The 24,760-nt window shown below is 43.0% G+C and carries 33 protein-coding genes and 2 pseudogenes; 8 read left to right on the top strand and 27 right to left on the bottom strand.

Features of this window, described 5'->3' with window-relative positions; genetic code table 11:
• Window positions 1–79: 79 nt before the first annotated feature.
• The 9 genes from CWO08_RS15090 to CWO08_RS15130 form a co-directional block, all read right to left on the bottom strand.
• Window positions 80–532 (bottom strand): hypothetical protein, encoded by a 453-nt coding sequence (locus CWO08_RS15090; RefSeq protein WP_102431966.1) that lies wholly within the window; start codon window positions 530–532, stop codon window positions 80–82.
• 87 nt (window positions 533–619) lie between these two features.
• Window positions 620–916, bottom strand: coding sequence for a hypothetical protein (locus CWO08_RS15095; protein ID WP_102431967.1), 297 nt, complete (start codon window positions 914–916; stop codon window positions 620–622).
• A gap of 104 nt (window positions 917–1,020) precedes the next feature.
• Window positions 1,021–1,470, bottom strand: coding sequence for a DUF3291 domain-containing protein (locus tag CWO08_RS15100; protein WP_102431968.1), 450 nt, complete (start codon window positions 1,468–1,470; stop codon window positions 1,021–1,023).
• A gap of 63 nt (window positions 1,471–1,533) precedes the next feature.
• Window positions 1,534–1,815, bottom strand: a complete 282-nt coding sequence (locus tag CWO08_RS15105; protein ID WP_102431969.1) for a hypothetical protein — start codon at window positions 1,813–1,815, stop codon at window positions 1,534–1,536.
• 194 nt (window positions 1,816–2,009) lie between these two features.
• Window positions 2,010–2,414, bottom strand: a complete 405-nt coding sequence (locus CWO08_RS15110; RefSeq protein WP_102479195.1) for a DUF1801 domain-containing protein — start codon at window positions 2,412–2,414, stop codon at window positions 2,010–2,012.
• A gap of 104 nt (window positions 2,415–2,518) precedes the next feature.
• The gene (locus CWO08_RS15115; RefSeq protein ID WP_108020722.1) at window positions 2,519–2,971 is read right to left on the bottom strand and encodes a hypothetical protein; all 453 of its coding nucleotides are present in this window, start codon (window positions 2,969–2,971) and stop codon (window positions 2,519–2,521) included.
• Window positions 2,972–2,997: 26 nt separating this feature from the next.
• Complete coding sequence (locus CWO08_RS15120) at window positions 2,998–3,420, bottom strand: hypothetical protein (protein ID WP_102431971.1); 423 nt, start codon at window positions 3,418–3,420, stop codon at window positions 2,998–3,000.
• 210 nt (window positions 3,421–3,630) lie between these two features.
• Window positions 3,631–4,110 carry an ATP-binding protein gene (locus tag CWO08_RS15125; RefSeq protein WP_108020709.1) on the bottom strand — a complete coding sequence of 160 codons (480 nt, stop codon included), beginning with the start codon at window positions 4,108–4,110 and terminating at the stop codon, window positions 3,631–3,633.
• A gap of 122 nt (window positions 4,111–4,232) precedes the next feature.
• Window positions 4,233–4,715, bottom strand: a complete 483-nt coding sequence (locus CWO08_RS15130; protein WP_108020710.1) for a DUF523 domain-containing protein — start codon at window positions 4,713–4,715, stop codon at window positions 4,233–4,235.
• Between the two features lie 189 nt (window positions 4,716–4,904).
• On the opposite strand from CWO08_RS15130, the pseudogene CWO08_RS24010 reads away from it, so the two are divergent.
• Together CWO08_RS24010 and CWO08_RS15135 are read left to right on the top strand one after the other, a co-directional pair.
• Window positions 4,905–5,039, top strand: a pseudogene (locus CWO08_RS24010) (IS110 family transposase); the annotation flags it as partial.
• 13 nt (window positions 5,040–5,052) lie between these two features.
• Window positions 5,053–5,328 (top strand): annotated as a pseudogene (locus tag CWO08_RS15135) (transposase); the annotation flags it as partial.
• Between the two features lie 22 nt (window positions 5,329–5,350).
• Here the strand turns inward: CWO08_RS15135 and CWO08_RS15140 are convergent.
• Window positions 5,351–5,848 (bottom strand): DUF2867 domain-containing protein, encoded by a 498-nt coding sequence (locus CWO08_RS15140; RefSeq protein WP_108020711.1) that lies wholly within the window; start codon window positions 5,846–5,848, stop codon window positions 5,351–5,353.
• A gap of 344 nt (window positions 5,849–6,192) precedes the next feature.
• Here CWO08_RS15140 and CWO08_RS15145 point away from each other — a divergent pair, with 344 nt between their 5' ends.
• Window positions 6,193–7,149 carry an IS110 family transposase gene (locus CWO08_RS15145; RefSeq protein WP_108020712.1) on the top strand — a complete coding sequence of 319 codons (957 nt, stop codon included), beginning with the start codon at window positions 6,193–6,195 and terminating at the stop codon, window positions 7,147–7,149.
• Between the two features lie 37 nt (window positions 7,150–7,186).
• On the opposite strand, the gene CWO08_RS15150 is transcribed toward CWO08_RS15145, so the two are convergent.
• The 6 genes from CWO08_RS15150 to artP all read right to left on the bottom strand — a co-directional run bounded on the left by CWO08_RS15150 (window position 7,187) and on the right by artP (window position 11,553).
• Window positions 7,187–7,681, bottom strand: a complete 495-nt coding sequence (locus CWO08_RS15150) for a GNAT family N-acetyltransferase (RefSeq protein ID WP_102530232.1) — start codon at window positions 7,679–7,681, stop codon at window positions 7,187–7,189.
• A 145-nt stretch (window positions 7,682–7,826) separates the two neighbouring features.
• Window positions 7,827–8,297 (bottom strand): GNAT family N-acetyltransferase, encoded by a 471-nt coding sequence (locus CWO08_RS15155; protein WP_108020723.1) that lies wholly within the window; start codon window positions 8,295–8,297, stop codon window positions 7,827–7,829.
• A gap of 320 nt (window positions 8,298–8,617) precedes the next feature.
• Window positions 8,618–9,286, bottom strand: a complete 669-nt coding sequence (artM, locus tag CWO08_RS15160) for an arginine ABC transporter permease ArtM (RefSeq protein WP_102431859.1) — start codon at window positions 9,284–9,286, stop codon at window positions 8,618–8,620.
• Window positions 9,283–9,969: an arginine ABC transporter permease ArtQ gene (artQ, locus tag CWO08_RS15165; protein WP_108020713.1), complete on the bottom strand. Its 687-nt coding sequence runs from the start codon at window positions 9,967–9,969 to the stop codon at window positions 9,283–9,285. The genes artM and artQ overlap by 4 nt, the downstream gene beginning before the upstream one ends.
• 3 nt (window positions 9,970–9,972) lie before the next feature.
• Window positions 9,973–10,704 carry a lysine/arginine/ornithine ABC transporter substrate-binding protein gene (locus CWO08_RS15170; RefSeq protein ID WP_102431858.1) on the bottom strand — a complete coding sequence of 244 codons (732 nt, stop codon included), beginning with the start codon at window positions 10,702–10,704 and terminating at the stop codon, window positions 9,973–9,975.
• 120 nt (window positions 10,705–10,824) lie between these two features.
• Entirely contained in the window at window positions 10,825–11,553 is a 729-nt protein-coding gene (gene artP, locus CWO08_RS15175; protein ID WP_032545343.1) for an arginine ABC transporter ATP-binding protein ArtP, read from the bottom strand.
• Window positions 11,554–12,106: 553 nt separating this feature from the next.
• Between artP and CWO08_RS15180 the strand changes: the two genes are divergently transcribed.
• Both CWO08_RS15180 and CWO08_RS15185 read left to right on the top strand, forming a co-directional pair.
• Window positions 12,107–13,930, top strand: coding sequence for an ABC transporter ATP-binding protein/permease (locus CWO08_RS15180; protein WP_108020714.1), 1,824 nt, complete (start codon window positions 12,107–12,109; stop codon window positions 13,928–13,930).
• A 179-nt stretch (window positions 13,931–14,109) separates the two neighbouring features.
• On the top strand, window positions 14,110–14,574 hold the full coding sequence (locus tag CWO08_RS15185; protein ID WP_108020715.1) for a thioesterase family protein: 465 nt from the start codon (window positions 14,110–14,112) through the stop codon (window positions 14,572–14,574).
• 155 nt (window positions 14,575–14,729) lie between these two features.
• Here the strand turns inward: CWO08_RS15185 and CWO08_RS15190 are convergent, their stop codons facing one another.
• Window positions 14,730–16,985, bottom strand: a complete 2,256-nt coding sequence (locus tag CWO08_RS15190) for a peptidase U32 family protein (RefSeq protein ID WP_017063916.1) — start codon at window positions 16,983–16,985, stop codon at window positions 14,730–14,732.
• Between the two features lie 104 nt (window positions 16,986–17,089).
• On the opposite strand from CWO08_RS15190, the gene CWO08_RS15195 reads away from it, so the two are divergent.
• Entirely contained in the window at window positions 17,090–17,752 is a 663-nt protein-coding gene (locus CWO08_RS15195; RefSeq protein WP_108020716.1) for a glutathione S-transferase, read from the top strand.
• 179 nt (window positions 17,753–17,931) lie between these two features.
• Here the strand turns inward: CWO08_RS15195 and CWO08_RS15200 are convergent, their stop codons facing one another.
• The 3 genes from CWO08_RS15200 to CWO08_RS15210 are packed head-to-tail and all read right to left on the bottom strand — an operon-like array spanning window position 17,932 to window position 18,935.
• Window positions 17,932–18,381: a GyrI-like domain-containing protein gene (locus CWO08_RS15200; protein ID WP_108020717.1), complete on the bottom strand. Its 450-nt coding sequence runs from the start codon at window positions 18,379–18,381 to the stop codon at window positions 17,932–17,934.
• 60 nt (window positions 18,382–18,441) lie between these two features.
• Complete coding sequence (locus tag CWO08_RS15205) at window positions 18,442–18,675, bottom strand: hypothetical protein (protein WP_108020718.1); 234 nt, start codon at window positions 18,673–18,675, stop codon at window positions 18,442–18,444.
• 8 nt (window positions 18,676–18,683) lie between these two features.
• Window positions 18,684–18,935, bottom strand: coding sequence for a Rho-binding antiterminator (locus CWO08_RS15210; protein WP_048658678.1), 252 nt, complete (start codon window positions 18,933–18,935; stop codon window positions 18,684–18,686).
• 205 nt (window positions 18,936–19,140) lie between these two features.
• Between CWO08_RS15210 and CWO08_RS15215 the strand changes: the two genes are divergently transcribed.
• A complete protein-coding gene (locus CWO08_RS15215) occupies window positions 19,141–19,506 on the top strand; it encodes a c-type cytochrome (RefSeq protein WP_108020719.1) in 366 nt (121 codons plus the stop codon).
• 78 nt (window positions 19,507–19,584) lie between these two features.
• Here CWO08_RS15215 and catB read toward each other — a convergent pair whose 3' ends face one another.
• From catB to CWO08_RS15235, 4 genes are all read right to left on the bottom strand, one after another.
• On the bottom strand, window positions 19,585–20,211 hold the full coding sequence (gene catB, locus CWO08_RS15220) for a type B chloramphenicol O-acetyltransferase (protein ID WP_102479143.1): 627 nt from the start codon (window positions 20,209–20,211) through the stop codon (window positions 19,585–19,587).
• A 105-nt stretch (window positions 20,212–20,316) separates the two neighbouring features.
• A complete protein-coding gene (locus CWO08_RS15225) occupies window positions 20,317–21,048 on the bottom strand; it encodes an SDR family oxidoreductase (protein ID WP_102479144.1) in 732 nt (243 codons plus the stop codon).
• A gap of 89 nt (window positions 21,049–21,137) precedes the next feature.
• Window positions 21,138–21,530, bottom strand: coding sequence for a nuclear transport factor 2 family protein (locus CWO08_RS15230; RefSeq protein WP_102431850.1), 393 nt, complete (start codon window positions 21,528–21,530; stop codon window positions 21,138–21,140).
• A gap of 36 nt (window positions 21,531–21,566) precedes the next feature.
• Entirely contained in the window at window positions 21,567–22,283 is a 717-nt protein-coding gene (locus CWO08_RS15235) for an HAD family hydrolase (RefSeq protein WP_102431849.1), read from the bottom strand.
• Between the two features lie 255 nt (window positions 22,284–22,538).
• On the opposite strand from CWO08_RS15235, the gene CWO08_RS15240 reads away from it, so the two are divergent.
• Window positions 22,539–22,871, top strand: a complete 333-nt coding sequence (locus tag CWO08_RS15240) for a PBPRA1643 family SWIM/SEC-C metal-binding motif protein (protein ID WP_048658672.1) — start codon at window positions 22,539–22,541, stop codon at window positions 22,869–22,871.
• A gap of 96 nt (window positions 22,872–22,967) precedes the next feature.
• On the opposite strand, the gene CWO08_RS24245 is transcribed toward CWO08_RS15240, so the two are convergent.
• From CWO08_RS24245 to CWO08_RS15255, 3 genes are all read right to left on the bottom strand, one after another.
• Window positions 22,968–23,192, bottom strand: coding sequence for a hypothetical protein (locus CWO08_RS24245; RefSeq protein ID WP_102479145.1), 225 nt, complete (start codon window positions 23,190–23,192; stop codon window positions 22,968–22,970).
• Between the two features lie 134 nt (window positions 23,193–23,326).
• Window positions 23,327–23,839 carry an adenylate kinase gene (locus CWO08_RS15250; protein WP_102479146.1) on the bottom strand — a complete coding sequence of 171 codons (513 nt, stop codon included), beginning with the start codon at window positions 23,837–23,839 and terminating at the stop codon, window positions 23,327–23,329.
• A gap of 261 nt (window positions 23,840–24,100) precedes the next feature.
• Window positions 24,101–24,538: a DUF302 domain-containing protein gene (locus tag CWO08_RS15255; RefSeq protein ID WP_108020720.1), complete on the bottom strand. Its 438-nt coding sequence runs from the start codon at window positions 24,536–24,538 to the stop codon at window positions 24,101–24,103.
• Window positions 24,539–24,760: the final 222 nt, after the last annotated feature.

A 24,760-nucleotide genomic window follows, 5' to 3' on the forward strand; every position in this document is an offset into this window, starting at 1 on the left:
GCTTAATAAGAAAATACCGCCGAAATCATCGGCGGTATTTTTGTTACTGAAAGTCGCTGTGGCAATTGTGCACCCATGTTTAACGGATATGTACCTTTCCAATTGGGTTTAAACGACTAAATCGGTATTTAGGGTAATAGATCCAAAACAGTTCTTCGTTCTTAGAGTCTTGAGCTATCAATAACTCAACCTCGCCAGAGTTAATAGCAATACGTACTTTACTTTTTGATAAAGGCTTCGTTCTATTTATCGTTACGTAGTTACTACTTCTCAAAGAGTCTAACAATTTAGATTCCTCAAACTCCTCATGAGCCTCCACAACGAAACTCGACACGCTCAGCTCTTCAGCGAGGAGCTTTCGGATTTGATACTTCTGAGAGAGAAACAGAACGATACTGATTGCTGCGACTCCACTTAATAGAATCAACGCTTTTATATTTTTACGCCAGACCCCAACAAAAAGAGCTGAAAGTAAGCTTACAATAAAAACTAAGGAGGTAACCGTAAACCAAATATCTAAATAGTCGCCCATAATTAACCTATTCACCTCAACCTAGTTTAAGTACCCCTGATCATGTCTTCCATGACGAAAGTGAACTATTTACGCGACAACCAGTGACTAGGAATTAGACGCATCGTTGCTGTCTGTATCTACGGTTTTGATCAGAGGACCAGCACACTCGACAAAACCACCGATATCGAAAGTATCTGGCGCATCGGCTCCGCCCGTCACACCAAAACTGCCTTTCACCACTGGATCCTTCTCAGTCTTATCTACGTCTAAAATGATCTCTACTTTATACGTGTGACCATCTGGAAGGAGTTTGGCACACTCTTCCAGTGTTGAAGCAGTAGCAACCATGCTGAAACCAAATAAACACACCGCAAGTACACTACTTTTCATTTTCAACATCATTAAACCTCTCGAAGACTATAGAAACATCATACCAACAATCGACTCATCTTCACGGGGATTGCTATAAAACGTCTAAAAAACATAACCTTGGTTATCTATGAACGCTACTTTGGCGCTTCTGACTTTGTAAAATTGGTTTTAAAAGTGAAGGCATACGGCGTATCACCGATTTCTCTGAGGTGTTCAAGTCGCTCTATCGCTTCTTCGAGTGTGGGAATACGGTCTTCTTCGATCCACCAAAGAACATAAGTATCTTCAGGTAAACGATGAAACCAGTCACCCTTTCGGCGCATAAAATCACGGTGATGTGTGCGAAACATGAAGTTCTTTAACGAATCTACAGAGTCCCACACCGACATATTCACAATCATATTCGGATCATCAAAAGCTTGGATATTGGTCGCATCACCAGATTCATCTTTCAGACGCCAAACGAACCCTTCACTGCTTTCTGCGATTCCATTAACCAACTCTAAGTTATCGACAAACTCTTTGATTTCTGGCGCATCTAACGGGTATTTCGCCAAAGCGATATTTAACTGAGCTAATTTCATAACGTTTCTTCCTTGATAAATTATGAGTAAATTTTTCTAGCACGCCGACTGATTCTTACAAAACTAAAGAACAGCTACGCCTTCAACTTCAATCACTGAGTTAACATTAGCGCGCTCGATTATCTTGAGTAACGTCGTTTGGATTAGTTCATTATCTCGAATTTCGGTTTCACAAGAAAAACGCTCTTCTTGAACACCATCGCCCTCACCCAACATGAATTGAACCGCGACTTCCGTTGCGAGTTCTTTGGTCGCTCCGTAGTACGCTAACGTGATTTTTGGGTATCCGTGGTCGCCTTTTTTAACCTGCTTTGCGATGCGTTTCTTGGCTTTATCTAAATTCATACAACTTCCTTTTAAGTCTGAAATACAAGGTGACTAGAACAACTTTTTAAACGGTAAGCAATACAATCAGCGTTGGTTATAGAGCTTCCCTAGCCTCTTGATACTAATCAAGATGGTACAGTCTTAACGCTTTAAAGAGTGATAGCTAGAACACAGATAACCAGTTTAAGAAAAATAATGACAGCGCGTAAGAATTACGCGCCAAGAAGCGGTAGATGTTTTCGTTGTTGATAAGTTAAGGCTAACTCTAAGCACTGCTTGATTGGTGCTTTGGGAAGTGGTTCAGTTAGGTTCAAGATGATTGCCCGATTACCTTGAAATGCCAATGTGCCATCGTGCAATTCTCTGAATGTGTCGATTAGCTTCGTTTGACAGTTAAAGAACAAGTAATAGTTATTTGGCGATTTTAATTTCCAATCGATTCGAATTGGACTGCCCGTCTTAACGCTGTAACTCGGCTCGCCCCATTTCAGAGACTCTTCGACGTCACCTAAATCCAAATCAGAACAAAGTTCAAAAATTAATGCACGCAACTCTTCAAGCCGAGCTCGAACATCATCGGGATACTCATCGAAATGTGTTTTGATTGCTTTGTCCATTCAATCTCCGATTCACTTGTTGAGATATTAAAGTGCAGCTCACTTAAAGCATAGAGCCTTAAAAATTAGTCCAACTTGATATGAAAAGTGCCAAGCGTAGTAAATCATTTTTCAGTTATCTGTTCGTTAGCGGTTTTCAAGGCCAGCTTTAAACCGTCCGTATCCTTACAACCAATGTAAACATGCTTTCGATTGCTTAAGCTTAACTTCAGCGCTGAACCTATCGATGCATTATACAACCAGCGATCATTCAGCATTCGGATACCAATACCTTGATACCACTTGCTTTGATAGAACGATGTCTCTGTAATGTCTGATACTTCGACATTCTTACGCCAAAAACCAAAGCCGAAATACCAGCTTAGTACATTGTCTTTGACCTCAATTGTCATGGAGAAAAAGAGCAAAGCAATTAGACCATTGATGGCGTGAGCGATTAATGTCCCAGGGTTATTATCCGAGGTAACGACAATGAAAGCACTTAACGCAACAAGGATGAGCAGCAATCCCTTGTTGAATTCCTTACTATAAAACACAGCGACAACTCCTATAGACAACGAACAACCCACTAACTAGCCAACCGCTATCTTACTGCGGCCTTTCTAAATAATCGTAGCAAGTAATGCAGGCATACTCCCACAACCAAACCAAGTAGCATCGCCTTGATACTACCCACCCAAAGTATCAAACCAGAATAACCTTGTCCCGGACCTAAGCCTTGTTTATTAATCACATCGACAAACATAAAACCGTTCCACAGCACATGCAGTGAGGCTGTAAATCCATGCACACAAATTACAACGGTTCCAAGTAACTTGTGCCTGTTAATGACAGGTGCGCCACAAAAGATGACAACAAGCGCAAAGGTCAAAATCAGAGGGCCCGACAGTACTAAAGTGAGTGTGATTACTTCAACGTGGCTCTCTGTGCCATAACTGTATGTACAAAATACCATTGTCATTGAAAACAAAAGCGAAATGAGTGCGAACCATAGCGTTCTATTCATTGGGGTTCCCTGCCTTAATAGTGGGTTTAGGACAAATTCGATAATCGACAGGAAGAACTAATTACCAAAAATACGGCATGAGAAATGCCCTTGTTGCACTACTATTCGATGGACGACTCAGACTTTCATAAACCCAATGTAACGTGAGACTTAGAACACAAGCTAGATAACAAAAACGCCACTCACGTTCGCGCCTGACTACATACCTTATCAAGCTTCCTGTTGAACCCAAACAACATTTTCATTTGAAGTTGGAACCTCAAACCAAGACCAAAACAGATCTAACATTTCTGGTGTCATTTCATAAGACTTACCATTGAGTTTCGAGTTACGACTAAATGCCCTCTTCTTACAAGTCTCAAACGGAACATCAAGGTAGTGAACTTCGCTGTCCACACCTAGGTTTGATGCCCAGCTTGTAAAAGAGTCTCGGTCAGATTTACGCCAAAAACCAAAGTCGAAAATCACAGGAATACCCAAAGAAAAGAGTTGCATTGCAGAGTCCTTGAATAAGCCTTGAAGCGTAGCCAGTCGGCTATCAAAAACCTCACGCTCCATATGCTCGCCATACAAAGGAATCATCCACTCGTCGATCGAAAAACGAAAAGCGCCATGCTTTTCTGCAAGCGATTTAGAGTAAGTCGTTTTACCCGAACCGATAAAGCCACATACGAAATAGATTTTACTCATGATCCCTCTATTATTTGTCAGCACATCACCGCCTAATCTAAACCCTGGCACCTAAATCAACACAGTTGAATCAAACCAATTAGTGTGAATCTGCTTTAGTCTCTTGTTAGTTGTATTACAAGCTACTCACTTGGGCTATTTTTAGAGTTAGCAACGTCATGCTGACTCATAACAGTTATACCGTTTTGGCGAAGTAATGCAGTAGTGGCGCCCACGCCAACAACTTTTGTTCCTTCAAATTTTCCATTGTAAATCTGAGAGCTGCCACAAGAAGGGCTCCCATCCGTTAAAATCGCACTTGAGATATTTTCCTGCTGACAAATTTTCAAAGCTAACCTAGCTCCCTTGAGGAACTCCTTTGTTACGTCAGAGCCATCTTTTCCCATGATCTTCGAAGAGCCTTCGATGACGTTAGTGCCATCGCCTCCACAGATTTCAGCCGGAACTCTAGGTGTTGGCAAACCTCCAGCAACTTCAGGGCAGAAAGAGACAATTTCATTTGCTTCGACAAACTTCTGAAACTCAGGAGATTCAGGTTTTAAATCATTGCCGTCATAACGAACTTTGCACCCAAGTAAACATGAACTAACCAATACTTTACTCACAATAGACACCTTTAACCTATAAGAGAAAACTAAGGCAATTTAAACATTTAAGCCGTAGGTACGAAAGACTACAGCATATTGAAGCTGTAAAGTTTCTGCAAAAATTAAAACCCAGCTAACGAATGACATGGATTCCCCCTACCGAGGATCTGCCACACTTATGTGGTACTTAAATGCATCGGAGGCACCATGTCTGATTATTCTTATTTCTGCGGTATCGACCTAGCTAAAAACTACTTTAGTCTTCATGCCGTAGACCAAAATGGTAAGGTCATACTTCATAAGTCGGTAACTCGCTCTAAACTACTAACTACTAACTACAATAGCAAATATGCCGCTCATTGGTGTCGCTCCAATAACACGCGAAAGTGCACGCTACAAAGGTAAGCGCGAGCTCCAAGGCGGTCGAACGCAAGTACGCACAGTGTTATATATGGCAATGATGTCAGCCATGCAATGTAACCTCGTATTCAAAGCGACTTATGCTCGACTTTTAGCTGCCGGGATGCCTAAGAAAGTCGTAATAATCGCGTGTGTACGCAAGATCGCTGTGACCCTTAATTCTATGCTGAGAGGTGGCGCCATGTGGGATGAAAATACAGCCAAAAATTAATCACTGACGCCATAGTCGTTTGTTATGCCTGTGCCAACGTTTTCAAAGAACTAGGGACGATGAGCTTGTGAACTGGAGCAACAAAAAACATGTACACTTTGCCAAACATGTTATGTACATACACCACCGTGGTTGCGTGTACTGTAATTTTATCGCCAACTACGTCCAGTAAAAACGACACTCTTACATCAAGATGTTTGTCACTGTCCTCTAAGACAATTTCAGTATCACTATTGCTAAGTAACGTGAAAATACCGACTCTCTCACCAACGCTAATTTTTGCTACATTTTCCGCTGACATAGCATCCTGAAGTCGGCCTAAGTTCTTTAGACCAAGCACTGATACGATGCGATTTCTCGTTGCCATTAAGAATGAAACCCACGCTGGTGTTTGTTTCGCGATTTCAAGATAGATATCGAGTGCGGTTTGGTCATTGTTAGGGATTTCGCGCGAAAAGCTATCAGCGAAATAAGCCCCTTTAGCATAATCAAACAACTCAGAATGTTTTGGAATTGACATGTATTTCTCCCAAAAGGCATAACGCCGCGTTAAGTAGTGAGCAACGCCACCACCTAACCTAAACCATTGTGCCATAAACACTTAAACTAGACTTTGAACTGAAGCCGCCAAGCGTTGGGAATCTGCCTTAAACGCTTGTATGGATAATAAGCACTCCAATCGGGTAATGTGAGACCCAGGCTTTAGCTGCAACTAAAGCTTTCTATGTAGTAGTTCGTTTAAACGCTGGCTCCTCTATCGAGAGACCGATAACAAACATGAACGCTACATAGGACTTCAAGCATAAACCTCGAATAGTCGACTGGGTCTCGAACCCGCATTACGCAAGCATGAGTTAGCTTATTATGAATACCAAAATCAATCAAAGCATCAACGTTGGAGTTGATACCGGCAAAACACAATTAGACATCCATATCAGGCCACTAGACCTATTTTTCTCAGTAGAGAACAATGAAAAAGGCATCAAGAAAGCACTCAAAACAATTAAAAGTCATAATCCTGAACGTATAGTTATTGAAGCAACAGGCCGATTAGAAATGCCTTTTGTTCTTGCATGTGCAGAGGCTCAACTACCTATTGTTAGAGCAAACCCTGTCCACATAAAACGATTCGCTGATGCTATTGGCCGCAGAGCCAAAAATGATCGTTTAGATGCAGAGTTGATCGCTCACTATGGTGAAGCAATCAAACCAGCTTTTACTGTCATAAAGCCAAAAAACATACGTTTAATGAGTGACTTAGTTATTCGCCGAAACCAGTTGTTATCCATGCAAACCATGGAAAAGAACCGAATCCAGATACTTCCCGCTTCTCTCCATCCGACTATCAAACCAATGCTAACCACGATAAAGAATCAAATCACCAAGTTAGAAGAAAAGCTCGTTAAACTCATTGAAGATAGCCCTGAATACCAGGCAAAAAACACAATATTGCAGAGCGTCCCAGGAATAGGAAACATTGCCGCTGCATCAATAATTAGCAACGTACCTGAACTTGGTTACATCACGAATAAACAAGCGGCATCACTGATTGGTGTAGCTCCAATTACACGCGAAAGTGGTCGCTACAAAGGTAAGCGCGTAATCCAAGGTGGTCGAGCGCAAGTACGCACAGTTTTATATATGGCAATGATGTCGGCCATGCAATGTAACCCCGTATTCAAAGCAACATATGCTCGACTTTTAGCTGCTGGGAAGCCAAAGAAAGTCGCAATAATCGCATGTGTTCGAAAGATGGTTGTGACCCTTAATTCTATGCTGAGAGATGGCGCAATGTGGGATGAAAATACAGCCAAAAACTAATCATTGACGCCATAGTCGTTTGTTATAAGGCGGACGTTTAGTCAAGCGCCTTTTCCAACCAAACCGAACTGATGTACTGACCATTTTTCTTTGCATATTCATTAAATACGCCAATTTCTCTAAAACCAAAACGTTTATGTAGAGCAACTGAAGCGTCATTAGGTAATGCGATACCTGACAACACCCTGTGGACTCCGTAATCAGAAATTGATGAGAACAGTTTGGAATATAGTTTTGAACCAACTCCTTTACCTTTTGCTGTTGAAGCAAGGTACACTGTCACTTCTACCGCATCTTCAAATGCTGAAATGTCCCTATATAGTTGGGAACATGCAAAACCTAGCAACTCCCCATTTTCGGTAGCAACGAAAAGTTGATGCTTACTATTGCTTGAAAACTGAGAGAACCAATTTAGACGATTATCTTGCGTAAATGCGCATTCTTCAAAACGAGCATTAGTGTGCTCAATGTAAAAATTGAAGATGTCTGTAATAGCTGCAACATCGCTTAGTTGCCCTACTCTAATTTCCACGAAAGTTCCTTTTATTTTCGAGCCTTATAACGCCGCATTAAGTGGTGAGCAACGCTACCACCCTGCCTAAACCATTGTGACATAAACACTTAACCCAAAGTAAGCCGAAAATTCCAAGCGTTGGGAATCCGTCTTAAATGCTTTGTTATACGAATTTTTCCACCAATTCCCGTGTCATAAAGTGACTATGTGGATCGAGTTCATAGTTGGCAAATGGTTCACAATAGGTAAACCCGAATTTCTCATACAGATTTCGAGCTGGTTGGAAGAATTGTTGAGTGCCGGTTTCAAGGCTAACTTTGCGGTATCCCTTGTCGATAACAGTATTCAAAGCATGAGTTAACAGCTTAGTTGCAACACCGGACTTTCGGGATGAACTAGAAGTTCTCATTGATTTCAATTCAACATGACGGGGATTGAGTTGCTTGATAGCAAGACAACCTTGTAATTCACCGTTAACCCAACCGCTGAAGAATGTAATATCTGATGATTTAAGTGCATCGACATCTAGAGCATGAACACTTTCTGGAGGCGAAGTTGCATACATATCAGCCAAGTGCTCTTCGAGTAATTCAATGACTTCACCACCCGATAGATCGTCTATTTTAATTTCCATATTCCAAATTTTCCTTATTCGTATAACAGCTATTAGACCGAAAAATTCTGCATTTAAATATAGAATCTTTCTATCTAGTTTCATATGCACGGTAATCTATCACGATTAATCATAGTATTTCAGTGACTTAAAACATAGATAAACTCATTGAATGACAAAATGCAGAATGTTTCTATATAGTATGATTTTTGCGAAAATCCCACTGAACTGTACGTAAACACTGTACTCACCTTACATACCCCAAACATCAAAAAGCCTGCCATCTATGCGAACATAAATGGCAGGCTTTTATACGTTAGTTAAGCTTGTGAGTGACTGGCTTACGCGGCTTCGAAAGCGAGCGCTTTTTTCTCTACCTGACGGAAGATCAGCGTTAGTATGCCGTTCACTGCTAAGTAAAATGCGCCAGCAATGCCGAACACGGTGAGCGTGTCGTAGGTTTGGCCGTTGATACGCTGAGCGTAGCCCATCAAATCCATGATGGTGATGGTGCTTGCCAGTGACGTACCTTTGAAGACTAGAATCACTTCGTTCGAATAAGCTGGAACAGCACGGCGCAAAGCGTATGGCAGTAACACTTTAAGCGTTGCGATTTTGTCCATGCCTAGCGCGCGACATGCTTCCCACTGACCTGCTGGAATCGCGTTGAACGCACCTCTGAACAGTAGCGTGCTGTATGCGGCGGTGTTCAAAGCTAATGCTAGCATCGCACAGAACCACGGCTGGCTTAACCAAGCCCACATGAAGCTTTCACGAATCCAATCGAACTGACCCGGGCCGTAATACACCAAGAAGATCTGCACCAATAATGGTGTGCCAGTGAACAGCGTGATGATGCCGCGAGTGAACCAGTGAATGGCTGGTATTCTTAGGATTAGCGTAACCGTCATCAGCAATGACAAGATACAACCAACAAGCAGTGAAGCGCCTGTGAGTTGAATACTGGTCGCTAAGCCTTCAAGCATTTGAGAGAGGTATTGTTGATTCATGCCATTGCCCCTTTGTTACCCAAACCTTGAATAGAGAACTTACCATCAATCACTTTTACTAGTCTTTGTGTGATTAAAGTGATGACCAAGTAGATTGCTGCTGCTGTCGCGTACCAAGTAAATGCTTCGTGCGTTGCCGCTGATGTTAGTTGTGCTTGTTTCAGCAAATCTGTTACACCAATCAGCGAAACTAACGCTGTGTCTTTCAATAACACTAACCATTGGTTGGTTAATCCTGGCAGTGCGTGTCTTACCGCTTGAGGTAACACAATACGAAAGAATGCACGAGACTGAGAAATACCAAGCGCGCTTGCTGCTTCTCTCTGCCCTTTGCTTACTGCTTTCAAAGCACCACGCAAGGTTTGCGAAGCGTAAGAAGCAAAAATAAGTGACAGTGCAACAACACCAGATAAGAACGGGCTCACTTCTATGAAGTCGCCAGTGATCATGAACAGAACTTGTGTCGAACCAAAGTAGATAAACAGTACGACCAGAATTTCTGGTAAACCACGAACAATCGTCACAAATGCAGCCGTTGGCCATTTGATTGCGATACGACGAGACATCTCACCACTTGCAAACAAAACTGCTAGAACCAATCCAACCAATAGGCTTACGAACGCAAGCTGAACAGTCATCCAGCTTGCTTCGACGAGCCCTAAAGAGTAACCCGTTAATTCCATAAATTACTTACCGAAGTACTTGTTGAAGATCTTGTCGTATTCGCCGTTCGCTTTCACTGCTGCCAGTGCAACGTTAAGCTGGTCTACAAGCTCTTGGTTGCTCTTGTTTACTGCGATGCCAAAGCCGTTACCGAAGTACTCTTGGTTTGTTACTTGGCCGCCAACGTACGTTAGGTTGTCTTCTTTCTTGAACCATTCAGCTACAACAGCTGTGTCACCGAATACAGAATCGATACGACCGTTCTTCATGTCGATGAATGCATCTTGGTAGCTTGAGTAAGGTACTGCTGTTACGCCAGTCATTTGCTCAAGTAGGTAGCTCTGGTGAGTCGAACCATTTTGAACACCAACACGCTTGCCTTCTAGAGCGGCTTGGTCTGCTACTTTGCCTTCGAAAGAGATGAATGCTGCAGAGTTATCGTAGTAAGCGTTAGAGAAGTTTACTTGTTGAAGACGCGCTTCAGTGATGTCCATTGCTGAGATAGCGGCATCGTAACGTTTGAATTTAAGTGCAGGGATCAAGCTATCGAACGCTTGGTTGTGGAAAGTACATGTCGCTTTCATCTCTTCACAAAGTGCGTTTGCTAGATCTACATCAAAACCTTGGATTTGGTTGTTCTCATCCATGTATTCGAATGGTGCGTAAGTTGCTTCCATTGCGAATTTGATTTCTTCTTGAGCTGCTGCGTTGAAAGAAGCAAGGCCGATAAGTGAAGCTAGTAGAATCTTTTTCATTTTGTTACTCCGAATACTGTGTAATAGCGGCCTGTGGCCATTCTTATAATTTGATTGTTTTAATTGATGTTGTGTTTAGCTAAATCTAGTGAGTCAACTTTCTTTTAGTAACTGACTTACTTAATGAGTCAGATACTCGGCAAACTCAGGTGTCTGCGGATTAACGAATGAATCGCTGGTGCCGTGTTCCACGATGTACCCTTTCTCTAGGTACAGAACGTGGCTAGCAATTTTCTTCGCGAAATCGACTTCGTGCGTTACGACCACTTGGGTAATGCCCGTTCCGCTCAATTCTTTAATAATGCTCACGACTTGGTTGGTGATCTCAGGATCAAGCGCCGCTGTTGGTTCATCAAACAACAACACATCCGGTTTCATCATAAGAGCACGAGCAATCGCAACACGCTGTTGTTGACCGCCAGATAGTTGAAGTGGCCAAGCGTCTGCTTTGTCAGCAAGTTGAAGTGTCTTTAGTACTTCTTGAGCTTGCTTAATCGCTTCTTGCTTATCCAAACCCGCCACTTTGGTTGGTGCTTCAATCAAGTTTTCCATCACCGTCATGTGTGGCCATAAGTTGTATTGCTGGAACACCATGCCGACTTTACGACGAAGTTTAAGCCCCTGCTTCTCTTGGATTTGGCTTGAAAAGTCGAATTGCTCGTTCGCAATGTCTAATTCGCCGTTGTCCGCGATTTCTAGCAGGTTCAATACACGCAGTAATGAACTCTTGCCCGCGCCGCTTGGGCCAAGCAATACCAAGGTTTCGCCACTCTCACAGTCGAAACTGATGTCGTGAAGAACTTGGGTATCACCGTATGATTTGTTGATGCTCTTTACTTGAATACTCATGCCACAATACTGCATTAATTGTCATTTGTTGGTTATTCTATTCAATCCGAGGTTTTATGCAAGAAAAATGTATAAAAAACTACTTTGTTGAATTTTTGTAACAAATATTGCACAAAAAACAGTCGCTATAACTGGTCTTACAACCAAAAGTTGCAAGTCATTGATAAAGTTAATATCGAGACAAAAAGCAATCGTTTCGCTATCAATTTATAATCATCGTTCGATTGGTAACTTATGAGTACACTCTCCTATAAACGCCAATTTACTTGCATAAAAATTAGGGGTAACTCCCCTACTTTAGTATCGAACTGACTGAATCAGAATGCTTAGTTTTCCTTTCAGATCGTTTCGAATTATTCATTTATAGGTGAGGAAATATTGGAAATTGAGTTTCCTAGGGAGCGTCACAGCGCAATAAATGCTTTAATGGGTTCTATTCTCAACAGCAATTACTTCCCAGCGAACAACGCGCAGTACAGGCAATAAGTCATAAGCAATAAGTAACAAGTAACAAGCCATCTATTTTAAAGCGACAACACATTAAGGCAGTCATATGCAAAACGATGTCTCTTCTACGCTCGACTCAACTCAGCGACAGACTCAAAATAATCCCGATGCCAAACCTGAGAAAAAAAGCCTCAGTATTTTGTTTGAGCTCAGTAAATTCATTAAGCCTTATAAAGGTCGTGTTATTGCAGCGTTGATCGCGTTGATCTTCACGGCAAGCTTAACCCTTTCCGTCGGACACGGTATTCGTCTTCTCATCGACCAAGGTTTCAGCCAACAATCACTCTCAGATTTAGGCAGCGCGATTCAATTCATCATGGTCGTGGTCGTATTGATCTCGATTGGTACTTTCTTCCGCTTCTATTTGGTTTCTTCTGTTGGGGAACGCGTGAGTGCGGACATTCGCTTGTCGGTTTTCAATCATGTCGTTACGCTGCATCCGAGTTACTTCGAGACCAATGGCAGTGGAGACATCATGTCGCGCATCACAACGGATACCACTCTGCTTCAAAGCATCATAGGTTCATCGTTCTCTATGGCGATGCGCAGCGCGTTGATGTGTGCAGGTGCAATCATCATGTTGTTCGCGACCAATATTAAGCTGACGTTGATTGTATTGGCCTCGGTGCCGTTTATCTTGATTCCGATCCTTGTGTACGGGCGTCGTGTCAGAGCCCTATCTCGTCAAAGCCAAGATTCAATGTCTGATGTCGGCTCTTACGCAGGTGAAGCGATCGAGCACATAAAAACGGTGCAAAGCTACAGCCGAGAAGAGCAAGAGAAAGCGTCATTCGCGGTTGAAGTGGAAAAGGCGTATGAGATTGGCCGTCAGCGTGTAAAACAGCGCGCGATTCTTATATCTGGCGTTATCGTGATTGTATTCAGTGCTATCGCAGGCATGCTTTGGGTTGGCGGCAGTGATGTTATTAACGGCACTATGTCAGCAGGTGATTTAGCCGCGTTTGTGTTCTACGCAATCATGGTTGCTTCGTCATTAGGTACGATCTCTGAAGTGATGGGCGAACTGCAACGCGCGGCAGGTGCGACCGAGCGATTAATCGAGATCCTACAAGTTGAAAGCCATATTGTTGCGCCAGTCACGAATCCAACTTCGCTTGCTAACGTAACGCCAGAGGTCGCATTTGATGATGTGACCTTCTGTTACCCATCAAGACCGGACCAGCCCGCAACAAGCAACCTCACGCTCACTGCCCATGAAGGCAAAGTATTGGCACTGGTTGGCCCATCTGGCGCAGGTAAAACTACCCTATTCGAGCTGCTGCAACGTTTCTACGACCCACAAGTGGGTAAAGTGACGTTAGGCGGCGTTGAACTAAATCAGTTTGATCCTAACGAGCTAAGAAAGCAGATGGCATTGGTGCCGCAGCAACCTGCTCTGTTCAGTAATGATGTGTTCCATAACATTCGCTACGGCAACCCGCAGGCAACAGACGAGCAAGTTATCGAAGCGGCTAAGAAAGCACACGCGCACGAGTTTATTCAGAACCTACCAGATGGCTACAACAGCTTTCTTGGTGAGCGTGGTGTAAGGCTTTCTGGTGGGCAGAGACAACGTATTGCCATCGCACGTGCCATCTTGAAAGATCCGAATATTCTATTGTTGGATGAAGCAACCAGTGCACTAGACAGCGAAAGTGAGCATCACGTACAACAAGCGTTAGAAGAGTTAATGCGTGGCAGAACGACGATCATTATCGCCCATCGATTATCAACAATTAAACACGCCGACCAGATTGCGGTGCTCGATAAAGGACAGCTAGTAGACATCGGCGACCACCAGTCTCTCATCAATAGCTGCGAATTGTACCAACGCTTGGTTGAGCTGCAGTTCAAACACCTTAGTGCCTAACCATTGCGTGCAGGTGTAACTAAGTGACTGACATTGTGTGGTTTCGAGCTTCAAAAACTTGAATCACACGTGTTGCAGTTTTGTTAATTTGGCGGTAGGGTTTTATTCCAATAACAACTTATCCCGATGAAGGGTAAGTCGATAACGTTAATTACACAGATAAGCATAAGAGAGTTCGCATGGAAGCACTATTATCTGACTACCCGGTAGTAACAGAAATCCCTGTCGCTTGGGGAGAAATGGACGCACTCAATCACGTTAACAACGCAGTATATTTTCGCTATTTCGAAACCGCTCGCTTAGATTTTTTCAAACACGTCGAGCTAATGGAAGAGATGGCGATTACCAAAGTTGGTCCTGTTCTAGGTGACACTTACTGTAAGTATTTCCGCCCAGTCACGTATCCAGATACCTTGATGGTTGGCTCACGTGTTACCGACATTCAAGATGACCGGTTCATTATGGAATACGCGATTGTCAGTAAGGCTCAGCAGAAACTGACGACCATCGGCACCGCAACTATCGTGATGTTTGATTTTGCTTCAAACCAAAAAGCCCTGCTCTCGTTACGCTTAACCAATGAAATCGAAAAGATGAACACGTTGAAAAGCCCATGCTTCAAACAAGAAGCCGTGACAGAATAACGTATTCGCTGATTGAGAAAGACTCAGAAAGTTTCAGACATTAAAAAGGCCACTCGATTGAGTGGCCTTTTGTTTATTGGTTCAGAATGCTTATCAGCGGTTAAGACTTATAGACCTTGAGTGCTCTCGACCTTGGAAGCTATAAACCTTGAACCCTATAGACCTTGGACGTACTGAGCGTTAGTTCGAACTTCAACCATCTGCTCTAGGTTCTGTTGTGAACCTTCTACGCCGTTCAGTAGCGCTTCGAAATGCTTGATAAGCTCGACTTTATCTTTCACTTCTTTAGAACCTGCACCGATGTTGGTTAGGTCAATGAAGAACTCGTCGAACAGACCAGAGAAATCTGTCACTGCGTCATGGTTCAAAAACTGCTCGTGGTTGTAAATGCTTGGGTAGCCACCCTTCTGTTTATCAACCGCGAAAGAGATGCCTTTCACGTTGGTAATCGTGGTTGCTTTCTCACACTTCAACATACAACCCGCTTCAATACTTGGCTTGTTACAACCCACTGTTCTTTGGAAGAAACACTGACGGCTAGTCATCATCAAGATTGGGTGGTAAATGCTGTAGAACAGTTTGAAGTTCTCTGGACGACGAATATGACGAATCTGACCTTTGTTGATCTCGTTCGAAATGAATGCGCCAGCACAGTTAAGCTCTTCTTTCAAAGTAACCAGTGCGTGAGAGTTGGTTGTGTTCATGAACGGGCCTGCAACCCACTCAATTCCCATCTCATAAGCTTTGTAAGCAATACCCGTGTTGTTAGTCACGATGCGAGCTGGCTTGATCTCTTCTAGAATACGAACCGCTTCGTCGTAATCTTTACCGATCAATACCGCTGGGAACCAAGGAATCAAACGTGGGTTTGCTGCCAAGATGTCGATGTATTTGTTACAACGCTTCTTGAAGCTTTCTGGCAGTTTGAAGTAAACATCCGCGTCAGTCACATCACATAGGTGTAAGTCTTCAACGTCAGCGATAAGCATCGACATAGTCGGCTTCTCGTTCACTTTAGGGTGTTGAGGCAGTGCAGGCACTTCAACGTGCTTAATCACTTCCACAGAACCGTTCAGAATGAAGTCGATCTCGTCTTTCAGATCCGAAACCTCTTTAAGAGGAATCAGCAAGCCCGCATCCACTTCACTGAAGTCGTGGCTCTCTAGTGTGTGAACCGCACTCTTCACGTTTTTGAATCGCTTCTCAAGTAGCTCTTGAGTAATAGCCTTCTCTTCAACCGCTTTCAATAGCGATTTAGATTGAAGGGTAAAGTTCTCTTTTGGCGTGTTCACAGTCACCGTAAATGGTTGACCCACTTTTGCACTGAACGACAGGGCTACTGGTGTCTTACGAATATCAAGGAACTCGATCTTGTCACGCATTTCGTTACCAAGAACGTCTTTCGCTTGGTGAAGTTCGTTGGTCACTTCTTGAATTTGTACTACTGAGATTTCGTTGTTCTGCTCCGTCGCTTTCTCAACAGCGTAGTTCATGCTGTTGTCGCGCGGGTTATCGATGAACATGTCTTTCGTTAGGTTGCCCTTTAGGAAAGAGTTGGTGAAATCACGGTTGAATACTTTGTGCAGGTTCGAATCGTCTTCGATCAACAAACCACTTTCTACAAAGCTATCAATCTGTTTACGCCATGTGTCTACCACGGTGTAAACGTAGTGTGCGCCTTTAATACGGCCTTCTACTTTCAGTGAGTCGACTTTCGCGTCAACCAATTCAGGTAGGTCGTAGTATGCTGAGTTATCTTTCAGGTTGAGTGGGAACTTGTTGCCTGCATTGGTGATTTCGTATTCATCACGACACGCTTGGCTGCAACGACCACGGTTACCTGAGTTACCCACACTTACTGAGCTTGAGTAACATTGACCAGAGAATGCGATACACAGAGCGCCGTGTACGAACACTTCGGTTAGTACATCGTGATCGTGTGCCACTTCCGTCAGCATCTTGATTTCAGGCAGGTTCAACTCACGAGACAAGTTAACGCGCGTCGCGCCAATCTTAGACAAGAACTTAATCTGGCCTTCGTTGTGCGTAGTTAACTGAGTCGACGCGTGAACGTCTAACGATGGGAAATGCTTCTTAACCAGGTTGAATAAACCCAAGTCTTGAACAATGATGCCATCGACTTTGGTGTTCACAAGCTGGTTCAGCAGTTTGGTGATGCTCTTAGTCTCGTGCTCCAGTAGCACAACGTTAAGAGTCAGGAACACTTCACAGCCGTATTCATGAGCAAGGCGAATCACACCATTCAATTCGTCTAACGATAGGTTAGAGGCTCTGTTACGAGCGTTGAATGTGTCTAAACCACAATAAACTGCATTAGCACCCGCTACGATGGCGGCTTTTATCGCTTCTACATCGCCACCTGGGGCTAATAACTCAATTTTTCTGCTCATTTTTGAAGTCGCTCACTTACTTATAATTTTTAAGCCGCGTATTCTACCCACATCACGATCTCTTTACCACCGTACAACACTTTTCAAACTAAATGACCTCAATAATGCCGAACGAATCCGATCTACCTATCCTTTATTCTTTGCGCCGTTGCCCTTATGCAATGCGCGGACGAATGGGCATCGCACTATCACAGCAAAAAGTGTTACTTCGAGAAATCATTACCAAAGACAAGCCTAGCGAACTATTAGCCAGTTCGCCAAAAGGGACAGTACCGGTATTGGTGTTACCCAACGGACAAGTCATTGAACAAAGCTTGGATGTGATGAACTGGGCACTTCAACAGAACGATCCTCAAGATCTTCTGCGTTCAAGTGAGCCAATACTTAGCGAACAAGTGCAGCAACTCATTAAAACCAACGATGAAGAATTTATTAGCTATTTAGAAAAGTATCGTGCATCGTTTCGTTACCGAAACATTGATGTTGAACAACGCCGACAAGCCTGCGAAACCTTCATTAGTCAGCTGGAAGCGCGACTCACCGATCAGCCCTACTTTTTTGGAGAAACCCCAAGCTTGGCCGATTTTGCGGTGATGCCTTTTGTCAGCCAGTTTGTGCGAGTCGAAAAGAAGTGGTTTGTGAAATCGGAATATCAAAACGTAGGACGTTGGTTAAGAGCGCATCTCGAAAGTAAGCTCTACACCCAAGTAATGAAGCAATACCCTTTGTGGAATGAAACCAAGCACGATTGTCTTTTTGGTGGATAATGGTAATTCAAGGATAGAGAAAGCGTAGTAATCAAGATAAGTACGTGACACTGTATCTTCTTTGTAATGAGCAGATATTCAAAGGCTTAACTGGGTTTCCGTTGTCTCTTTACCGGTAACTACTGTCTCTTAACTAGCGACCACAGTCTAAGCTAAGCCTTTTGTTCATTTTAAACCAATCACTTAATCGCAATCGAAATCTCGACTTCAGTTTCACCTTTGTAGAATTCGAAATCTGTTGTGTAAGCTCGAACATGTGGGCAGTCTGCTGCGTTGAAATACGCCCACACTTCACCCCATAGGTCGATCACAGCTTGCGGTAATTCACCCTCAACAGAAAACGTTAAGTACTTGCCTGCTTCGATATTGGTTTCAACTAGATTATCTAAACTATTATCGGTAAGCGCATTGGTACACGCGATAACATCAAACTCGCCCGTAAAATCTGACTCGTAGTTGGTGTAAACGCCGTATACCTTTGAGTCTGGGGTCAGCTTAGGAAAAGCTTGTTCGAAAAAGCCTTGCCACAATTGCCCAATTTGCGCCTTAGCCGGATCAACCTCATCGGTATTGTTGGTTCTTACCGAGAAACCATATGCTTTTACCGCTTCTAATATTTGTTCTTTCACTCTTCTATTTCCTAAGCCATTTTCTTAAACCAGAAGGTTCAGTACGCGTTGAATCGAATTCTAATCTTGAATCTCTTTGTGTCCGCACTTTTCACACACAACATGACGAGAAAACTCATCCATAGAGGCGATAAAAGGCCCCAAAAACCACCCTTTAATTAAGCCTGCGATAAATTCATGTCGCTTTTGGTTTGGCTTGCCTGCAAATGCACTTTCCTTTCTAACCAAAACAACAACGTGTTGCGTGCGTTCACGACAAGATGTGCAGTAGCCTTGTTCTATTGAATTATTCATATGTCACCCTATGACGTTTTGAAAGATATTTGCTTAAAATGAGGGTTGTCGACACACACTTCTAATTCGATAATTTCAGTCAACACAACAAGTTGTTCTCGACCTTCAACACTTAGCTTGATGCACTCTTCTCGGTCTTGGTTACGCTTAGTATCTAAAGCAACACCTTCAACCCATTCACCAGAATTCAAAGTCAGCTTAATTGGGTACCGGTGCATACACACAATTTCAATATAATCGTAATCACTGCAACTAATCATAATGCCTCCCATTCATCCATCACGCTAATGCGGCACGCTGTACTATGCAAACTGTTTATAATCAATCATTTACTTAGATCACATTGCTTACCTTTAATCACATAAGCGAATTTAAGTTAAGTTTAGTCTCGCTGTAGTCATTCACGTTTCTTTTACTCACGCTTATTTATTCTTGCACCATTAAATAACAATCGAGAATAAAACAATGAAATACATCAACCAGTTACACGTGTTAGCTTTCTTGGGTTTAGTCGCTTCAATGATGGCGTTTAGTGCGAGTGCTGCCTCAGAAGTCGATGCGAGCCACTTCGCCAATGGCAAAACCAAATATCGACAGCTTTGTCAGGTGTGTCATGGCGACAAAGGTCACGGAGACGGGCCTACAGCCGCTTCATTGCCACACAAGCCCGCTAACATCGCTAATAAATTGAGCGGCTTTTTTACCAGTCCAAGTTCTTTGGCGGATGACATTTTAGAAGGCGATGTAGAGCAAGGCAGGCCAGCGTGGCAAGGTGTAATCACAAAGCAAGATGCTCTGGATATTCTGACGTACGTAGAAGCAATTCAGTAAGTTTTCACTTGTTTGAGTATTCTTGTATAAACATCATGTGGGAATATATTTTCACGCGAAGCTATATCGGGAAGGCGACTACTTGAGCGCCTTCCAGTATTGGTAAAGTCCACCGATATCTGAAGAACACATCAGCGACATTGCACCTTTGATTTGCTCTTCGCTCCATTCCCACCATTTCATTTCTAATAGCAGTGTAATTTCCGCTTCGCTAAAGCGGTATCGAATGTGGCGTGCTGGGTTCGAACCGACAATCGAGTATGGTGCAACGTCTTTAGTCACAACCGCTCGACTTGCAATGATAGCCCCATCACCGACCTTAACACCGCTCATAATCATCGCTTCTGTACCGATCCACACATCGTTACCAATCACAGTGTCGCCTGAGCGTTCAAAGCCGTCTATCGCACCTTCAAACTTCTCATCCTCTTGATAGAAAAACGGGAATGTACTCACCCACTGGTTTTGATGGCCTTGGTTGCCCGCCATCATGAACACGGCGCCAGAACCAATCGAGCAATAGCTACCGATGATTAACTTATCGATGTCGCTTCTATCCGGTAAAAGGTAACGCGCACAGTCATCAAAGCTGTGGTTATGGTAGTAACCCGAGTAATAACTGTGCTCGCCCACAATGATATTTGGGTTAGTCACTTGTTCTTTGAGTGACTTGCCGACAAACGGGCTTTCAAAATAGTTTTTCATGTTTGTACTCTTAGTTTCGTTCTTTTAGTTAGGTACTTTTGTTGCTTGGTTCTTCACAAGCGTTTTTTAGAGCCTACGTTCTCTTAATTTTAGAGCCCCTAAGCCCTATCGACCGCCCGCAATATCAATAAATGAGCCAGTGACATATGAAGCTTCATCTGATAACAACCAAGCGATAGAGTTCGCGACTTCTTCTGGTGTGCCACCTCGTTGTAACGGTAGCTGCGAAGCTAGTCTGTCTACGCGATCAGGCTCTCCGCCGTCTGCGTGCATCTCAGTATAAATACAACCTGGCCTTACGCCATTCACTCGGATGTTACGCGCTGCAAGCTCAAGTGATAGTCCTTTGGTCAGTGAATCCATCGCACCTTTCGATGCTGCGTAATCCACATACTCAAACGGTGCACCTGTGCGAGAAGCGGCAGACGATACATTCACAATCGACCCTGTACCATCGGCTTGTTTGATAAAGGCTTTACTGCATAAGAAACAGCTTGAGACATTCGATTTCATGACCTTTTCAAAGCGATCAATCTCGATGTCTTCTAGTACAGATTGGGTAAATAAGATGCCAGCGTTATTGACCAAGTGGGTAATTGGCCCAAGCTTATGACGGGCAATTTCGAACAGGGACTTTACGTCAGATTCTACCGACACATCGGCACGCACACAGATAGCAGTACCGCCCTGATCGCGTATCTCATTCACCAGTTCATCAGCTCTTGATTCATTGTGTATGAAATTGACACACACCGCATAGCCTTGTTTTGCTAATAGCTTCGATGTAGCGGCACCAATGCCTCGGCTTCCGCCTGTAACGATTACGATCTTGTTCATGAAATCTCCTAACTAGCTGACTTTTATTTATCTGATTGTTGTTATGCACATACTCTATTGTGAGCTTCGTGTTATTGCATTTGGCCTTGTTACTTAAGTGATTTAGGGCTCGCTATCTGAACCCACTTTGCACGCCACGCTTGTGCAGCAAAGCCATCTGGCCAAAACTCAGTTTGCTTTTGGATTAAACCATCAACAACCGTGTGAAAGGTAATCACGCGATCGTTTAATACGCTGTCCGTCACTGATACATCGGTCACGACGGTATCACCTTCGCAAACAATCGAGTTCAGCTCAAACTTCCAAATCCCATTCGCTGGGTATTCAGAGTTGATCGCTGTGAAGTTATCACGCCCTACCGTCAATTCAGACGACTGAGGCCAATAACCTTGAAAATCTTCCGCTAGCCATTCGGCCGCTTTGGCAAAGTCGTTGGTGCGCATTGCGTCCCAAAAACCTAATACCACGTCTTTTGATGTCATTATTCTTCCTTAAATTATCAAGTCCGTTAAAAGCGATTAAGCATATTTACCAATGATCGTTAAAAGATCATCGACATTATTAGCAATGTAATCGGGTTTGGTTTGCCAGTTTTCGGGTTCAGAGCGGCTATAACCCGCTGCTACCGCAATGACTTTTGCTTTATCGCCAAGTGCAGCTTCGATATTGCGTGCAAACTGTGTGTCCGCTTCATGATCGCCGATATACATCAAACAGAGTTCATCGGTTTGCGCTTTATCAAAGATATTTTTAACACACTTGATACCACCGAATGGATGCGGTTTTTGGTTGCCATTTGATACGTCGTCATAACCGACAACCGATTTAAACAAATCACCAATGCCATAACTGTCGAGTACACCACGAATATTCAATTGAGAGTTTTGAGAGCAAATACCATGAGGAAGATGGGCGAACTGGCTAATCACCACTTCCATTCCATCAAACAGCGCGACTGGCGTTTGATTTTTCTCTTGATGCTCGGCCCACATTCCACCCGCTATCAACATTTCGTCATGTGATAACCCGTAATAATCGACATATAAGGCTTGCCAGTTTTTAGCGCCGTGGTTGGCTTCATGATAAAGCGCTTCACTCAACAAGTATTTGGGTAAATTATCACCTGACAAGTGTGGAGCAACCGCAGAGATTATATCTTTGGTAATCGCGATATTTTTGGGAACAGAATTGACTAAGGTTCCATCATAATCCCATAGAATGGCATCTAATTTCATACACTATCTCTTTGTTTAAATTAACAATTTGAATTTATCATTCAAAAGCGTATTAAGGGAAATCTTATTGTCTTGAATTTCAAAATTTATCTAATCAGAGCAAAGCTAGATAACAATCCGTTGCTCGCGAGCAAAAACCAAACAGCCTTTACTCACATCACTGCTTTATCAATTGCAATATATGCGTATAATCCCCGCTCCATTGCGCTATCGCCATTAAAAATAGCGCCTTTCAACATTTTTAATGAGTACCCAATGTCGAAACTATTTTTCAAAGGCCGTATCGAAACAAGACAGAACCACGTTCTTGCAGGCTACAACGTAAACCGCGATGTGAAAGCGGGTACTGAAGAATCTCCAATTGCTGTAATGGTTCAAACTGACGCACGTAAAGCAGAAGTCGAAGCACTAGCTGCTGAAAATACTATCTTCGTTACCGTTACAGTAAACGCGGACAAAGAAGAGAACACCATCGAGCTTGATACTCTACTAAACAAGCCAAAAACGATGACGTTTGAAAAGACCCCTAACCGTAATGATCCATGCTCTTGCGGTAGCGGTAAGAAATACAAGAAGTGTTGCGCATAAGGCTTCTCACTAAAACTACCAATAGCGCGATGAATTAAGTAATACCTAACGGGAAGATCATTGAGGTCTTCCCGTTTTTATTTGTATAAGCCAAACTCAATCTAAGTTGTCTGGTGTACGTAAATTGGTTCCACATTTTGTACATTTATAGTCACCGTTTTCGCCACTTGAAGATAGCGACGATAAAATCATTCCAAGCAACCCTGGCTTCTTTTCATGTTGTGGCGCTTTTTCGGCTTGGTTACTGAACATAGTGTACTTGTGGAGTGTCAGTTCCTTACAGTTACAGCAGAACGCTCTCGTCTTCTCACTTCCATACATAATATCTATCGCCTTAATTCAAAGCACAAACCACATATATGACAAATATGCCACACGTTGAATTAAATCTAAACATATTCATGAAGTTATGAGCAAACCAAAACGTTGAAAGCAACGCGCGGCATTAATGACCATTACACGTGTCGATGAACAAAGTTATTCAATTCACTCACGCTTCTGATTATGTGAACCTCTTTCTCTTTTGCGTGAAATTCTAATCGCGCTCTAAAGTCATCATTCCAAAATTTTGGGCAGAGTTTTAGTGTCTTATAACTTTGTATCGTACCTTTTATAACTGAACTTCCATCAGGCCAGCCTTCAGGTTTAACGAACATCCCTTTTAGCATTCGCTTTGTGACGAACCAGTAACTAATGGGATAAGGAAGGTCGATATAAACCAAGGTATCAGCTGCACCTAAACGTGCATTGAATGAACCTAATGGGCCAAATCCATCGATGATCCAGCTTTCTGACTTAAGTATACTCTCATGAGCCTGCTCGAATACTTCACGTTCAACAAACTCTCCACTGGCCTTATAAACAATAGAGTCCAACTGGTGAAGCTCTATACCTGTAGCTAGCGCTAACGCTTTGCTGACTGTGGACTTTCCACTCCCAGGCTTGCCAAAAACCGCGATCTTTCTCATATGACTTCCTCTCTATTCAGATAAAACCCATAAGACAGATACAAAAAACCCACCTTACGGGTGGGTTCGATAAACAAAACGCATCAACAATCCCACCATTCCTATGGAATGATGATAATTCGTTGGTTAGATGGCGCTAAATTCAGTTTCATAAAACTACTTTTATATATTGTTGCTTAATTGTCAACACAATGACTAATGAGCGATATCATCGTCATATCGCACCCACTAATAGTCTTAATGAGTGCTTATTGGTCTTGGTTATTTAGCTTTCTTTTTCGCCACTGCCGCTTCCGATAGCTTGCTTAATACGCCCGATATTTTCTTAACTAACTCGTCACAGCCATTGATCGCGTGACGTTCTACCAAGTAATTAGGATCGTTGTAAGATAACCATACTTTCTTACTAGAATCTTCAGTGACTAACACCTTCTGCGGTAAATCTATCGCGACTTCTTGAGCACATTGCATTAATGGTGTCCCTACTTTCGGGTTACCAAAGATGATGACTTCCGTTGGTCTCAATTCAAGATCGACCTTACTCGCGTTTTTCTGATGGTCGATTCTCGCAAACAAGGTCAAACCTTTGCTCTTGGCGATTTCTTCAAAGCGGTCAGCAGTCTCTTTCACTGAGTAATTACTTTGGTATTTAATCAAACCATCAGAAGCCGCAGCTGAAAATGATGCCGAGAGTAAAATGGCGCATAGTGGTAGTAATGCCGATCAGTTAAGAAATTTGTGAGATCATTTGACCGATCCTCAAAAGGCTTCAAAATCCGATATTAGGAAACTAATATCGGATTTTTTTATGTCTTTAGAAAGCCAACTTGCCAATACTTTTCGGTCATGTAATACCTTCCACCACTTTGATAAATACTCTGACATCCTTAGTCCAGAGCTTATCCAACAAGGCTTTGAGCA

Source organism: Vibrio sp. 10N.286.48.B8 (assembly GCF_003050085.1).
Taxonomy (GTDB): domain Bacteria; phylum Pseudomonadota; class Gammaproteobacteria; order Enterobacterales; family Vibrionaceae; genus Vibrio; species Vibrio crassostreae.